Below are 14,000 nucleotides of genomic sequence, written 5' to 3' on the forward strand. Positions count from 1 at the left end.
GTCAACCCCTTTTCTGTCGCGGCATCCAGCGCGTCCGCCGCGCCGCTTAAAGCGTGCCGCCGCGCTCACGAATCTGCGGCCACGCGAGTTTCATGTAATAGAGCATCGACCAGATCGTCAGCACCGCCGCGAGATAGATCAGCCACAGGCCCCATACGCGCGTATCGAGCACGAAGCCGCCCGGAAACGGCACCGGCCCATACAGCAGCAGCATCGGAATCGCGACCATCTGGCACGCGGTCTTGAACTTGCCGAGCGAATTCACCGCGACGCTCTTCGATGCGCCGATTTGCGCCATCCACTCGCGCAGCGCCGAAATCGCGATCTCGCGGCCGACGATCACGAGCGCGATCGCCGCGTCCAGACGCGACAGTTGCACGAGCACCAGCAGCGCCGCGGTCACCATCAGCTTGTCGGCGACCGGATCGAGAAACGCGCCGAACGCCGAGGTCTGGTTCCATTTGCGCGCGAGAAACCCGTCGAACCAGTCGGTCAGCGCGGCCAGAATGAAGATCACCATCGCCGCCAGACTGCGGTGCTCGGGGCTCAACATCGTGTTCGGCAGATAGAACACGCCCACGACGAGTGGAATCAGCACGATCCGCAGCCACGTCAGAAAGATGGGGAAATTGAACGGCATGGGCGGCGACAGGATTCTGAAAAATGGAGTTGCAATTGTGCCGTCTCAATGAGACAGCCACAAGCCAACAAACGTCCGGCGAAGTCCGGCCAACCGCCCACAACCGACGCGCGTCCGGCCATCCGCCGCGCGCCCGCGTGCGCACGACGCGGCGTCGCGCCGGTGCATCGTCAGTGCAACTGCCGGTAAATCTGTTCGGCGAGCGCCTGCGAAATACCTTCGACGCTCGCCAGATCGTCGACACTCGCCGCCACCACGCCACGCAAGCCGCCAAAGCGCGCCAGCAACCGCTGACGCCGCTTTGCGCCCACCCCTTCGAGTTCCTCGAGACGCGACGTCTGGCGCGTTTTGCCGCGTTTCGCGCGCATCCCGGTAATCGCGAAGCGATGGGCTTCATCGCGAATCTGCGCGACCAGCATCAGCGCCGCGCTTTCCTTGCCGAGTTCGAGCGCCGTGCGGCCGTCCGCGAACACCAGCGTTTCGAGACCGACCTTGCGCCCTTCGCCTTTTGCGACGCCAACCAGCATCGAGAGATCGAGCCCCAGTTCGTTGAACACCTGGCGCGCGATTTCGACCTGTCCCTTGCCGCCGTCGATCAACACGATGTTCGGCAAGGTGCCGCCCGCGGCAATGGGCTCCGCCGCGTCGGGCGTCACGAGCGGGTCCGCCGCCGCATCGGGTTGCAGCGTCTCGGCCTCGTCGGCGGCATTCGCCGCGGCCTGCGCGACCATCTTCTCGTAGCGGCGCGTGAGCACCTGACGCATGGCCGCGTAATCGTCGCCGGGCGTAATGCCGGTGATGTTGTAGCGCCGGTACTCCGACGACTGCATCTTGTGATGGTGATACACGACGCACGACGCCTGCGTCGCCTCGCCCATCGTATGGCTGATGTCGAAGCACTCGATGCGCAGCTTCGCGAGGTCTTCGAATTCGAGACTGAGCGTGTCGGCCAGCGCGCGCGTACGCGCCTGCTGCGAACCCTGTTCGGACAAGAGACGCGCGAGCGCGAGCCGCGCGTTCTGCTCGGCCATCGCGAGCCATGCGCGCTTCTGGCCTTGCGGCTGGCGCAGCACCGTGACCTTGTGGCCGGCCTGTTCGGTCAGCAGCTCGACGAGTTCGCGGTTCGTGGGCGCGTGACTGACCACCAGCACCGGCGGAACGCGATTGCCGAGATAATGCTGCGCGATAAACGCCTCGAGCACTTCGGATTCGATGCCCGGTGCGCGCGAGCGTGTAGTGGCGGTGGCGCCGGCGGCGGCCGCGACGGTGGTGGCGGGGATGTCGGGATCGGCGTGGGCGAACGCGACGTCTGCGTCTGCGCTGTCTGCGCCTGCGGCTTCATCGGCATCGGCGCCTGCGGCTTCGGCGGCTTCATCCGCCGCGCCGGCATCTTCTTCGCGATCATCCGCTGCGCTTGCGTCATTCGACGCCGCTGCGTCGAGCGGCACGTTGCCGATCAGGTCCGCACGCGCATCGGAGAGCGTGGTCGAATCCGCTCCTTCCTCCGTGCCGCCCGAATCGCGTTGCCCGTTCCCGTCGATCGATCGCGCCCGCGTCTCTTGCGCATCTCCTGCGCTTCCCACACCGGCGGCGAGCTCGCCGCGCGCGCCCGGCAGGCCATCTCCGTCTCCCGCGGCTTCATCGCCGAGTCCGCCTTCGTCGATCGTCAACGCGCTCTCGACATGCGCCGGGAAATACGCCTTGTCGCCCAGATGCCGCCCGCCGCGCACCATCGCGAGGTTCACGCAGACGCGTCCGCCGAGCGCGACCACCGCGAGAATGTCGACGTCGTTGTCGCCGCCCACTTCGATTGCCTGCTGATGCAGCACCGTCGACAGCGAGCTCATCTGGTTGCGCACCGCCGCCGCCTGCTCGAATTTCAGCTCGGCCGCGAACGCATGCATCTTCTGCTCGAGCTCCTTCATCACCTCCGACTGGCGGCCGAGCAGAAAGCGCGACGCGTTCGACACATCGCGTGCGTAGTCCTCCTCGCTGATCGCGCCGACGCACGGCGCGGTACAGCGCCCGATCTGATGCAGCAGGCATGGGCGCGTGCGATTGTTGAACACCGAGTCTTCGCAGGTGCGCAACTGGAACACGCGCTGCAGGATCTGAATGCTTTCGCGCACCGCCCATGCGCTCGGAAACGGCCCGAAGTACTGGTTTTTCTTGTCGACCGCGCCGCGGTAATACGCCATGCGCGGAAACCGATGGCCGGCGAGCTTCAGATACGGGTACGACTTGTCATCGCGAAACAGGATGTTGTAGCGCGGCGCCAGCGCCTTGATCAGGTTGTTCTCGAGCAGCAGCGCTTCGGCTTCGGAGCGCGTCGCGGTGGTTTCGATACGCGCGATGCGCGTGACCATCATCGCGATACGCGGCGACAGCAGCGTCTTCGTGAAGTAGCTCGACACGCGCTTTTTCAGGTCGCGCGCCTTGCCGACGTACAGCACCGCGCCGCTCGCATCGTAGTAGCGGTAAACGCCCGGTAGATGCGGCAATTGCGCGAGCACTTTTTTCGGCTCGAAGACAGGCGGCGTGTCGGAAGCGTCGGTATGGGTCATGCAGAATCGGACGGATTGCCGCGCGGGCAGCGATAAAAACAGGCGATCGCAGCAGATCGGGCCGGTCTGGAGTCGGTCTGGGTTCGAAAGATGCGTCAAACCGGACGGCTTCAAACTCGGTGGCTCTGGCGCCGGCTGCTTTAAAATCGCCAGTTTAGAGCATTCCGCCCCCGTCGCGCCCGCATCCGCTTGACGCTCGCAGCAGGTTCGCGCAATACATTCGCGAAATGCGTTCCGCCCGACGCCCGCCTGTTACCGCTTTTTCCGTTATCACGGCCGCCATTGTCATGTCCGCTGCTGCCTGCTCCGCCGTCCGCCCATCCGCGCACTCGCCTCGCCGGGCCCACCCGCCGCGCGTGTTGCAACCGCATCGGCGATCGCAGCACGCGCAGCAGGCACAGCCACCGCAGCCCGGCGCGCAACGCGAGCCCTCGGCCGCGCCGGACAGCGCGATCGCCTGCGATATCTTTTGCGCGGTGGTCGACAACTTCGGCGATATCGGCGTGTGCTGGCGCCTCGCGCGCCAGCTTGCGGCCGAACACGGCTGGCAGGTGCGCGTGCTGGTCGACGATCTGCGCGCGTTTCATGCGCTCTGCCCGGCCGTCGATACCGCGCGCGCGCGCCAGACCGTGCAAGGAATCGTCGTCGAGCACTGGCACGAGCCGACGCATGCCGGCGAGACGCTCGAGGTGGCGGACGTCGTGATCGAGGCGTTCGCGTGCGAACTGCCGCCGGTCTACGTCGCCGCGATGGCGCGCCGCGCGAGCACACCGGTGTGGTTCAACCTCGAATACCTGAGCGCGGAAGACTGGGTGACGGATTTTCATCTGCGGCCGTCGCCGCATCCGCGTTACCCGCTCGTGAAGACGTTTTTCTTTCCCGGGCTCGCGCCCGGCACCGGCGGCGTGCTGAAGGAGCACGATCTGGACGCGCAACGGGCCGCGTTCGAACAGTCGCAGGACGCGCGCGCCGCGTGGTGGCGCGACACGGTCGGCGTCCCGCCGCCGGCCGCCGGCACGACCGTGATTTCGCTCTTCGCGTACGAAAACCCCGCCGTCGATGCGCTGCTCGAAGCGTGGCGCGACTCGGCCGGACCGGTCGTGCTGCTGGTCCCCGAAGGACGCATCTCCGGCGCGCTCGCGCGCTGCTTCGGTTTGCCATCGTTCGCGGCCGGCACGCATGCCGAACGCGGCAGCCTCACCGCGCATGCGCTCGCGTTCACCGATCAGCCCGGCTACGACCGTCTGCTGTGGGCCAGCGACCTCAACTTCGTGCGCGGCGAAGATTCGTTCGTACGCGCGCAGTGGGCCGCGCGCCCGTTCGTCTGGCATATCTACCCGCAAGCGGACGACGCGCATCTACCGAAACTCGACGCCGCGCTCACGCATTACGCGGCCTCGCTACCGTTCGCCGCGCGCGACGCGCTCACGCGTTTCTGGCACGCATGGAATGGCGCCGGCGCGCCCGATTGGCACGCGCTCTGGACCGATTTTGCGGTTCATCTGCCGGCCTTCAGGGCACGCGCGAATGGATGGGCGCACGAACTCGCGCGCGCCGGCGACCTCGCCGGAAATCTGGCCAGATTCGCAAAATCTCAGTTAAAATAAGCGGTTAGCCAACGGCCGCCGTTGCAGACGCGGCATCTATTTTGTACAGGACAGTTTTATGAAGATCGCTCAGGAACTCCGCACCGGCAATGTCGTGATGATCGGCAATGACGCCATGGTCGTGCAGAAGGCGGAATACAACAAATCGGGCCGTAACTCGGCCGTCGTCAAGATGAAGTTCAAGAATCTGCTGACGGGCGCAGGCATGGAAACGGTCTACAAGGCCGACGACAAGTTCGACGTGGTCGTGCTCGATCGCAAGGAAGTCACGTACTCGTACTTCGCGGACCCGATGTATGTGTTCATGGACGCGGACTACAACCAGTTCGAAGTCGAAGCGGAAATGATGGGCGATGCGCTGAACTACCTCGAAGACGGCATGACCTGCGAAGTGGTGTTCTACAACGACAAGGCGATCTCGGTCGAACTGCCGACCACGCTGGTCCGCGAAATCATCTACACGGAGCCGGCGGTCAAGGGCGACACGTCGTCGGGCAAGGTGCTGAAGAATGCGAAGCTGAACACCGGCTTCGAACTGCAGGTGCCGCTTTTCTGCAACATCGGCGACAAGATTGAAATCGATACCCGCACGCACGAGTATCGCAGCCGCGCGTAAGGAAAGCGCAGGCTTCACTCAAAAGCCGCGCCGCGCCTCGGCCGGCTCCCGCGAAAGCGCCCTTTTTGGGCGCTTTTTCTTTTTTCCCCGACCGTGTATGGTGGTGGAAATCTTTACCGGAATTCTATGCAAATTTGCGCACGACAAGACGGGCAAAGCCTGCCCGCCCAAACGTCAGCGCATTGATTCAACAGCACATTGTTGATCTGGCACGTACTCTGCTTGCCCGCATGGAACCCGCTCAGGTTTCAGTCTGAGGCCGGAACCGAAGCGGTTGTCCATTGAACAGGGAGGTGTGCCAGTGAACAACGACATTGCCGAAGGCAAGTGGAAGCAGATGCTGGGTAAGGCGAAGACCGCGTGGGGCGAACTGACCGACGACGAACTGACCAAGGCGGAAGGCCGGGCGGACAAGCTGGCCGGGCTGATTCAGGAACGTTACGGCAAGACCCGTGAGGAAGCGGTACGCGAAGTGCAACGCTTTTTCGACGCGAACCGGAACCTGTAGTCAGGTTTTATGCAGCACCGTGCGCGTGGGTTCGCGCACAGGGCCGCCAGACAAGCGACGCGGATGCACGCGTGTCCGACCGGACCACAGGGTTTTCTGTCCGGACACCGTCGCCGCCGCGCGGCCGAGTTTGCCCCGCCTCGCGCGGGTGTGTCAGATGGCGACGCGCAACAGCAGGGACGTAGCAACAGGGATGTAGCAGCAGGCACGTAACAGCAAGAGCAAGGACGTAACACGCAGGGTTCAAGAGCGTTTGTGGAGACAACAGGATCAAAAGATATGCGTCGAACCGTCGTGCCGGAAATTCGTCCGGCAGCACCCATCCGATATCGTGCCCGCAGGCGGCCGGACAGCCGGCGCCGCGGGTTTTCGTCCATTTGAAAAAATTGCGCTCGTTATGCCACATGCCCTGATTGTCGAAGACGATCCCAACAGCCTGTCCGGCCTGTCGGCGATCCTCGCCGCCGACGGTTTTTCGGTGGACACCGCGATCACGCTCGCTGAAGCGCGCGCCGCGTTGACGCGCTTCATCCCGGACGTCGTGCTGGTCGATCTGAATCTGCCGGACGGCAGCGGCCTCGATCTGCTGCAGCATCTGCCGCTGCAGCCGCCCGGCGGTGCGCTGCCGGTGATCGTGATGACCGGCAACGCGACGGTCGAGAGCGCGATTGAAGGATTGCGGCATGGCATCTGGGACTATCTGCTCAAACCGGTCAATATTCCGCGCCTGCGCAGCCTGCTCGCGCGCATTCCGCGTCCGTACGAACTGACGGAAGAAGTGCAGACGCTGCGCGCGAAGCTGCGCCAGATGGGCCGCTTCGGGCCGATGATCGGCCGCAGCGGCGCGATCCAGCATATCTACGACACCATCGAACATGTCGCGCCGACCGAGGCGGCCGTGCTGATTTCCGGCGAAGCCGGCACCGGCAAGGAAGTCGCGGCGCGCACGCTGCATGAGATGAGCCGGCGCCGCAAGGGGCCGTTTATCGTATTCGATTGCCGCGCGGCGGCGGCCGTCGGCGGCGGACGGCCGCTCGACAGCCTGCTGTTCGGCCATGAACGCGGCGCGTTCAGCGGCGCCGAGCAGCGTGAGCCGGGCCTCTTCGAACAGGCGAGCAGCGGCACGCTCTTTATCGACGAAATCGCGCTGCTGCCGCGTCCGCAGCAGGAAGCGCTGTTGCGCGCGCTCGATTCACAAACGTTCATGCGCGTCGGCGGCACCCACCAGGTGGTCACCGATTTCCGGCTGATCGCATCGACCCGCAAAGTGCCGCGCGCCGCGGTCGCGGACGGTTCGCTGCATGAAGACCTCGGCCTGCGTCTCGAAGCCGCCGCGCTGTCGCTGCCGCCGCTGCGCGAGCGCGGCGACGACCCGGCGCTGTTCGCCGAGTCGCTGATCGACGAATTGAATCGCGAAGCGAACGCGCGCGGTGTCGCCGACGCGACAAAGCTGATCGCGCCGAATTTCCTGCGCGAGTGTCTCGCGTACGAGTGGCCGGGCAATGTGCGCGAATTGCAGGAGCGCGTGCGCCGCGCATATCAGGCGTCGGGCGATGTGCTCGAGACGCTGCGCGCCGACGAAGCGCACGGCATCGGCGGCCGCGATCTGAACGGCGGCCGTGTGCAGGTCACCGTCGGCACGCCGCTCGCGGATGTCGAGGAAATGCTGATTCGCGCGACGCTGGACGCGGTCGGCGGCACGCGGCACCGCGCCGCGTCGCTGCTCGGCATCAGTCCGAAGACGCTGTACAACAAGCTGCAGCGGATGCGGTTGAACTGACGGATGACGGACGGTCGCGGCAAAAACGCGATTGCCCGCAGTTGAATGAAAAACGCGCACGCCGACCTGGCGTGCGCGTTCCTTTTTGGGTATGCGCATTTTCGCTGGATTTGCCGCGCTTCGATTGAAGGCTCGCGACCGCGCGCATTCCGGCATCGCCGCCCCGGGCGGCGCGGCATAGGCAAAATCGAACGCGCGTCGCTCAGGTGCTGCGCTCAGCGTCACTCAAACGCGTCGCGCAACAACGCTTGCGCCTGCCGATACTCGGGCTCCTCGATCAGCTTGCTCCACGTCGGCGCCTTGCCGCGCGGCCGCATGCGCCTGATGCGCCGGCGCGATGCCTTCGACGGCTTGAAACGCAGCGCGTCGAGCACCTTGCCCGCCTCTTCCGGCTGATTGCAGATCAGCACCATATCGCAGCCCGCTTCGAGCGCGGCGGTCGCGGCCTCGGTCAGCGTGCCGCCCTGGCGCGCGGCCTCCATCGACAGATCGTCGCTGAAGATCGCGCCGTTGAAACCGAGCGCGCCGCGCAGAATGTCCTGCAGCCAGATGCGCGAAAAACCGGCCGGTTTCGGATCGACGAGCGGATAGATCACGTGCGCGGGAATCACCGACGCGAGCGACATGCCGAGCCAATCGTACGGCGCGGCGTCTTCAGCGAGGATCTCGTCGAGCGCGCGCTCGTCGACCGGCACTGCGATATGAGAATCGGCCCGGGCAAAGCCGTGCCCCGGAAAATGCTTGCCGCAGTTCGCCATGCCGGCAAGCGCGAGCCCGTGATTCAGGCTCTTCGCGAGCATCGTCACGACGCGCGGGTCGCGGTGGAACGCGCGGTCGCCGATCACCTGCGAGTGACCGTAGTTCAGGTCCAGCACCGGCGTGAAGCTCATGTCGATACCGCATGCGCGCAGTTCGGCCGCGAGGATATAGCCGACCGCCGTCGCGACCTGAGTCGCGTGCAGCACGTCGTCGTTCCAGAGCGCGCCGAGCTTGCCCATCGACGGCAGCACCGTGAAGCCGTCGGTGCGAAAACGCTGCACGCGGCCGCCTTCGTGATCGACCGCGATCAGCAGGTCGTCGCGCACGTCGCGGATCGCGTCGGTAAGCGCGATCAGTTGCGCGCGGCTTTCGAAGTGCCGCGCAAACAGAATCACGCCGCCCGTCATCGGATGAGCGAGGCGGCGCTTGTCGGCCGCGTTGAGCGTCTTGCCGACGACGTCGAGCATGACCGGTCCAGGAGAGGTTTTCATCGAACGGAGGAAGAAGAAAGAGAGAGGTGGGCGGCGCGGCCCGTGCAGCGCGCCGCGACCGGGAAATTCAGACAGGGTGAATGATGAGACGGGCGGCTAATTGCTGGTCTCCGCGCCGGTTTCAGCGATCACGAACGACACCGCATAGTCGCGCTCATCGGAAAGTGTCACGCGCGCGGTGATGCCGCGCGCGGCAAGCCAGTCGGCCAGTTCGCCGGACGCGACCACATAGGGCTTGCCGCCGGCTTCATTGAGTGTCTGCAGCGCACGCCACGTCATCGGCCAGTGCATGCCGAGGCCGATCGCTTTCGAGAACGCTTCCTTGACGGAGAAACGCGTCGCGAGAAACGCGAGACCGCGCACCGCGGAGCGCGCATTACGCGCATGGTAGACACGCAGTTCGTCCGCTCCGAGCACCTTCTCGGCAAAACGGCCACCAGTGCGTTCCATGACCGCGGCCACGCGGCTCACCTGGACGACGTCGGTGCCGATGCCGTAGATCGCCATGCGGCGCCCGTGCGTCAGGCGCGCGCGGCAAGACGCGCGGCGACCATGATCGCCTTCATCTCGCGCACCGCGTTGTCCCAGCCGGCGAAGATTGCGTGCGCAACGATCGCGTGGCCGATGTTCAATTCGACGATCCCGTCGATCGCCGCGATCTGCTGCACATTCGTGTAGTGCAGGCCGTGCCCCGCGTTCACCTTGAGCCCCAGCGAACGGCCAAGCTCGACGCTGCGTACGATGCGTTCATATTCGCGCTGCGCTCCGGCTGCATCGTGCGCTTCCGCGTAACAGCCGGTATGCAGTTCGATCACCGGTGCGCCGGCTTCGTGCGCGGCGCGAATCTGCTCGTCTTGCGCATCGATGAATAGCGACACGCGCGAACCCGCCTGCGCGAGCTGGCTGCACGCGGCGCGCACCGCATCGAAACGGCCGGCGACGTCGAGACCGCCCTCGGTCGTCAGCTCCGCGCGCTTTTCCGGCACGAGGCACACGTCGTGCGGCCGCACGTCGCAGGCAATATCGAGCATCTCCGGCGTGACCGCGCATTCGAGGTTCATCCGCGTTTTCAGCTGCGGGCGCAGTGCACGCACGTCGGCATCGATAATATGCCGGCGGTCCTCGCGCAAATGCAGCGTGATCGCATCGGCGCCCGCGTCTTCGGCGGCCAGCGCCGCGCGGACCGGATCGGGGTACGCCGCGCCGCGCACATTGCGCAGCGTGGCGACGTGGTCGATATTGACGCCGAGGTCGATCACATTCGGCGACGTGAGAAAGAAGCTCATAAGTTCTGCAGGTCGATCAGGATCTGGCGCGTCGCGAGCGGCGTGCCGCCGAGGTACGTATTGAGCAGAAAGCGCATCAGCGTCTTGCTTTGCGCCACCGTCTGGGCACGATGGTAATCGTCCTGCTCCATATCGAGCAAGGTCTGGCCGGATACGACCGGCCATGGCGCGGGTACATCGTCGGAGGCATCGCACACGCCGCGCGCCGGGTCGAACACATAACGGCCGCCCGGTACGACCGGCTGCCGCGCGACCGTGCGGTCGAGCGCCATCGCGTAGCCGGTCTCGCGCAGCAGCACGCGCTCGAACGAACGCAGCACCTGGACCGGCGGCTCGTCGTGCGCGAGACGCGTGAGCGTCACCATATAGTGATGAAAGAGCTGCGGATGCGGATCTTCGCGCGCACAGAACTTGACCAGCAGTTCGTTCACATAGAAACCGCACAGCAACGCGTCGCCGGCCAGCGGCCGCATCCCGCCGACCCATTCGGCGCCGGTCAGCGTACGCATCTCGGACTTGCCGGTCCAGGCGAGCGAGAGCGGCTGGAAGGTCTGCAGCACGCCGCGCAGCGCCGAATGCGGACGCTTCGCGCCTTTCGCGACAAGCGCGAGGCGGCCGTGATCGCGCGACAGTACGTCGAGAATCAGGCTGGTTTCGCGGTATGGGTAGCTGTGCAAAACGAACGCCGGCTGCTCGGAAATGCGGTATTCGGAGACGGGCGGGCGCGACGGGCGTCGCGCGGACTTCGTCGCGCGCCGCTCGCCTGCTTTGGGATGGGTTTGACCGGCAGTCTGATCTTCAGACTGCCCGCGCGCTTCGAGCAGCGCCTGGTCGGCGATATCGTCACCGGGCGTACGCGCCGCCGCGGACGGCTTCGACGGTTTCGATGAAGGGCGCTTTGCGCGCGCGCGGGCCGGCGCGGCCGGCTCGGGCGGATCGTCAGCGCCGGGTTCGGATGGCTGCGTCATCCATGCGTCATTCGTACCCATACGCACGCAGTCCGGCTTCGTTGTCGGCCCACCCGCTCCTCACCTTGATAAAGGTCTCGAGGTACACCGGACCGTCGAACAGCTTTTCCATATCGAGACGCGCCTCGGTGCTGATCTGTTTCAGCTTCGCGCCCTTCTGGCCGATGATCATCGCCTTGTGCGAATCGCGCTCGACAAGAATGGTCGCGAAAACACGGCGCAGGCGCCCTTCCGTCTCGAACTTGTCGATCACCACCGTGCTCGTGTACGGCAACTCGTCGCCGGTCCAGCGGAAGACCTTCTCGCGCAGAATCTCGGCGGCGAGAAAACGCTCGCTGCGATCGGTCAGATCGTCCTCGCCGTAGATCGGCTCGCCTTCCGGCAGATACGGCTTCACGGTCGTGAATAACCGCTGGATGTCGTCCGGGTTCTTGGCCGACAGCGGCACGATTTCCTTGAAATCGCGCAAGCCGGCCATCTGCTGCATGAACGGGAACAGCGAGTCCTTGTCGCTCACGCGATCGAGCTTGTTTGCGATCAGCAGCACCGGGGCGGACGGCGGAATCAGATCGAGCACCAGCTGATCGTCCGGCCCGAAGCGGCCCGCTTCGATCACGAACAGGATCGCGTCGACCGACGTCAGCGTCGACGTCACCGCGCGGTTCAGCGAACGGTTCAGCGCGCCGCTGTGGCGCGTCTGGAAACCGGGCGTATCGACGAAGATGTACTGCGCGTCGTCGAGCGTGCGGATGCCGGTGATGCGATGACGCGTCGTCTGCGCCTTGCGCGACGTGATGCTGACCTTCTGGCCGACCAGCGCGTTCATCAGCGTCGACTTGCCGACGTTCGGACGGCCAACGATGGCAACCATGCCGCAGCGGAATCCAGGGGGAGTGAGCGTGTTCATATTTCGGGCTACGGCAAACGAAGACCGGCGTGCATCGCGCGACAGACACGCGGGAACAGCAGAAGCTGCGGCACGGCGGCGGTAATCGGGTGAATCAATCGGAAACTGTCGGGGTCAATCCGCGTGGATCGGGGTGAATCAGTGGCCTGCATCGGCGGCGCGGGTGTGCAACGCGCTCGCGACGCCGGCTTCCAGGTCGGCTTCCGCAGTCGCCGCGCCAGCGGCTTCACGGCTGCGGGACGTCAATTTTTCGGTGCTGCGTGCGGCGGCTTCAAAATTGTCGGCCGGTTTGTCCCGTTCCGGCGCGCTGACGGCCGGACGGGCGGCGGCTTCGGGTTTGTCCGCGGGCCTTTCAATGGCCCTTTCGCCTGCCTTGTCGGCGGCTGATTTTTCAGCAGTCTTTTCGGCGGATTTGTCGGTGGGTTTGTCGGCCGGCTTGTCGCCTGGTTTGTCGGCGAGCGGCGGGTTTGCGGTTTTCTCCGCGGCACGTTCGACCGCCTTCTCGATGGCCTTTTCCGCTGACCTGTCGGCCGGGCGCACGCCGGCTTCCGGCTTGTCCGCCGCCCTCTCGCCCTGGCGGTTCGCGATATCGGTTTTGTCAGCGGCAGGGTCCGGCGGGCGCGTCGCCGCGTCGGTCCGGTCGGCCGGCCGCTCGACGCGCTCCGCCTTTTCGCTGCGGGCGCTCTTGTCTTCAACGCGCTCGGCGAGTTTATCGGCAGCTTTGTCCGCGGCCCTTTCCGCGGCCTTTTCCGGTTTCTCCGCCTTTTCCTTATCCGCGCCGGTCTGGCTTTGGCTGTATTCGACGTGTGCGGCACGTATCACCGCGATCGGCGCCACGCCGTTCGCCGCGTTCGCCGCCGACGGGACAGCGCGTTCCGCGGCCCCTTCCGCCGCGGCTGCGCGGGCTTCGCCACGCGCCGCACGCTCGGCCTTGCGCTGGTCCGGCGCGCGCAGATCGAGCGCGGTTTGCACGCCGGTCACGCCGGGAACGATTTCAGCTTCCACGTTCTTCGCGGCACGCGCGCTCTTCGAGCGCTTCGGCTTCGCGACCACGGCAGGCGCCGCCGCCATCACGTCGTCGAGCGCCTTCTTCGCAGCCGCCTGCTCGGCGGCGCGCCGGCTTGCGCCGGAGCCGGTCACCTTGACGTCGAGTTTCGGCACCGCGCACTCGACCTCGAACTGCTGATTGTGCGCCGCACCATGCGTTGCGATCACCGTATAGGTGGGCAACGCAATCTTGTGCCCCTGCAGGTACTCCTGCAGCAGCGTCTTCGCATCCTTGCCGAGCGTGCGCGGGTCGATATGGTCGAGAATCGGCACGTACAGCCGCTTGATCACGGTCTGCGCGGCCTCGAACCCGCCGTCGAGAAAGATCGCGCCCAGAATGGCTTCGAGCGTGTCCGCGAGGATCGACGGCCGGCGAAAGCCGCCGCTGCGCAGTTCGCCTTCCCCCAGACGCAGCCCCTCTGAAATATTCAGGGCCTGAGCAATTTCGTAGAGCGACTGCTGTTTGACGAGGTTCGCGCGTACCCGGGACAGGTCGCCTTCGTCGAGCTTGCTGAAACGTTGGAACAAAAGTGCCGCCACCGCGCAGTTGAGAACGGAGTCGCCGAGAAACTCGAGCCGTTCGTTATGCGTGGCACTGTGACTGCGGTGAGTGAGAGCCTGGCGCAGCAATTCCGCATTGCGAAATTCATAGCGCAGCCGGCTTTCCAGCGGAGATGAAGGCATGGGCAGAGTATAACGCGGGCGCTTGCCCGGGCGAAAACGCGGACCGGCACGCGAACAGGCGTGGTGTTGCGGCGTTACCGCACATTCTTAAAGTAGCGTGGTAACACGCCGCGCGAGTTTCGCGGCGTGATGGGCGGCATGTT

11 protein-coding genes and 1 pseudogene are annotated in these 14,000 nt (G+C 65.4%); 4 read left to right on the top strand and 8 right to left on the bottom strand.

Going from position 1 to position 14,000, the window contains the following annotated elements:
- Window positions 1–46 precede the first annotated feature (46 nt).
- Both pgsA and uvrC read right to left on the bottom strand, forming a co-directional pair.
- Entirely contained in the window at window positions 47–640 is a 594-nt protein-coding gene (pgsA, locus tag HV675_RS03490) for a CDP-diacylglycerol--glycerol-3-phosphate 3-phosphatidyltransferase (protein WP_175109360.1), read from the bottom strand.
- A gap of 170 nt (window positions 641–810) precedes the next feature.
- Window positions 811–3,204 (bottom strand): excinuclease ABC subunit UvrC, encoded by a 2,394-nt coding sequence (uvrC, locus tag HV675_RS03495; protein WP_175109361.1) that lies wholly within the window; start codon window positions 3,202–3,204, stop codon window positions 811–813.
- A gap of 452 nt (window positions 3,205–3,656) precedes the next feature.
- Here uvrC and earP point away from each other — a divergent pair, with 452 nt between their 5' ends.
- The 4 genes from earP to HV675_RS03515 all read left to right on the top strand — a co-directional run bounded on the left by earP (window position 3,657) and on the right by HV675_RS03515 (window position 7,715).
- Window positions 3,657–4,811 carry an elongation factor P maturation arginine rhamnosyltransferase EarP gene (earP, locus tag HV675_RS03500; RefSeq protein WP_246270087.1) on the top strand — a complete coding sequence of 385 codons (1,155 nt, stop codon included), beginning with the start codon at window positions 3,657–3,659 and terminating at the stop codon, window positions 4,809–4,811.
- Window positions 4,812–4,869: 58 nt separating this feature from the next.
- A complete protein-coding gene (gene efp, locus HV675_RS03505) occupies window positions 4,870–5,427 on the top strand; it encodes an elongation factor P (protein WP_175109363.1) in 558 nt (185 codons plus the stop codon).
- Window positions 5,428–5,728: 301 nt separating this feature from the next.
- Window positions 5,729–5,935 (top strand): CsbD family protein, encoded by a 207-nt coding sequence (locus tag HV675_RS03510; RefSeq protein ID WP_175109364.1) that lies wholly within the window; start codon window positions 5,729–5,731, stop codon window positions 5,933–5,935.
- A gap of 397 nt (window positions 5,936–6,332) precedes the next feature.
- Window positions 6,333–7,715 carry a sigma-54-dependent transcriptional regulator gene (locus HV675_RS03515; RefSeq protein ID WP_175109365.1) on the top strand — a complete coding sequence of 461 codons (1,383 nt, stop codon included), beginning with the start codon at window positions 6,333–6,335 and terminating at the stop codon, window positions 7,713–7,715.
- A gap of 221 nt (window positions 7,716–7,936) precedes the next feature.
- On the opposite strand, the gene nagZ is transcribed toward HV675_RS03515, so the two are convergent.
- The 6 genes and pseudogenes from nagZ to rnc all read right to left on the bottom strand — a co-directional run.
- Window positions 7,937–8,965, bottom strand: coding sequence for a beta-N-acetylhexosaminidase (gene nagZ / locus HV675_RS03520; protein ID WP_175109366.1), 1,029 nt, complete (start codon window positions 8,963–8,965; stop codon window positions 7,937–7,939).
- 96 nt (window positions 8,966–9,061) lie between these two features.
- On the bottom strand, window positions 9,062–9,472 hold the full coding sequence (gene acpS / locus HV675_RS03525) for a holo-ACP synthase (protein WP_175109367.1): 411 nt from the start codon (window positions 9,470–9,472) through the stop codon (window positions 9,062–9,064).
- 14 nt (window positions 9,473–9,486) lie between these two features.
- Window positions 9,487–10,251 carry a pyridoxine 5'-phosphate synthase gene (gene pdxJ / locus HV675_RS03530; RefSeq protein ID WP_175109368.1) on the bottom strand — a complete coding sequence of 255 codons (765 nt, stop codon included), beginning with the start codon at window positions 10,249–10,251 and terminating at the stop codon, window positions 9,487–9,489.
- Window positions 10,248–11,240 carry a DNA repair protein RecO gene (recO, locus tag HV675_RS03535; RefSeq protein WP_175109369.1) on the bottom strand — a complete coding sequence of 331 codons (993 nt, stop codon included), beginning with the start codon at window positions 11,238–11,240 and terminating at the stop codon, window positions 10,248–10,250. The genes pdxJ and recO overlap by 4 nt, the downstream gene beginning before the upstream one ends.
- Window positions 11,227–12,126 (bottom strand): GTPase Era, encoded by a 900-nt coding sequence (gene era / locus HV675_RS03540; RefSeq protein WP_377700518.1) that lies wholly within the window; start codon window positions 12,124–12,126, stop codon window positions 11,227–11,229. The genes recO and era overlap by 14 nt, the downstream gene beginning before the upstream one ends.
- 315 nt (window positions 12,127–12,441) lie before the next feature.
- Window positions 12,442–13,857 (bottom strand): annotated as a pseudogene (gene rnc / locus HV675_RS03545) (ribonuclease III); the annotation flags it as partial.
- Between the last annotated feature and the right edge of the window lie 143 nt (window positions 13,858–14,000).

The organism is Paraburkholderia solisilvae, from assembly GCF_902859875.1.
In the GTDB taxonomy this organism is placed as follows: domain Bacteria; phylum Pseudomonadota; class Gammaproteobacteria; order Burkholderiales; family Burkholderiaceae; genus Paraburkholderia; species Paraburkholderia solisilvae.

What these genes read in the sequence shown, in the direction of transcription:
- pgsA (WP_175109360.1), bottom strand. Translation starts at nt 640, where the DNA reads ATGCCGTTCAATTTCCCCATCTTTCTGACGTGGCTGCGGATCGTGCTG.
- uvrC (WP_175109361.1), bottom strand. Translation starts at nt 3,204, where the DNA reads ATGACCCATACCGACGCTTCCGACACGCCGCCTGTCTTCGAGCCGAAA.
- efp (WP_175109363.1), top strand. Translation starts at nt 4,870, where the DNA reads ATGAAGATCGCTCAGGAACTCCGCACCGGCAATGTCGTGATGATCGGC.
- HV675_RS03515 (WP_175109365.1), top strand. Translation starts at nt 6,333, where the DNA reads ATGCCACATGCCCTGATTGTCGAAGACGATCCCAACAGCCTGTCCGGC.
- nagZ (WP_175109366.1), bottom strand. Translation starts at nt 8,965, where the DNA reads ATGAAAACCTCTCCTGGACCGGTCATGCTCGACGTCGTCGGCAAGACG.
- acpS (WP_175109367.1), bottom strand. Translation starts at nt 9,472, where the DNA reads ATGGCGATCTACGGCATCGGCACCGACGTCGTCCAGGTGAGCCGCGTG.
- pdxJ (WP_175109368.1), bottom strand. Translation starts at nt 10,251, where the DNA reads ATGAGCTTCTTTCTCACGTCGCCGAATGTGATCGACCTCGGCGTCAAT.
- recO (WP_175109369.1), bottom strand. Translation starts at nt 11,240, where the DNA reads ATGGGTACGAATGACGCATGGATGACGCAGCCATCCGAACCCGGCGCT.
- era (WP_377700518.1), bottom strand. Translation starts at nt 12,126, where the DNA reads ATGAACACGCTCACTCCCCCTGGATTCCGCTGCGGCATGGTTGCCATC.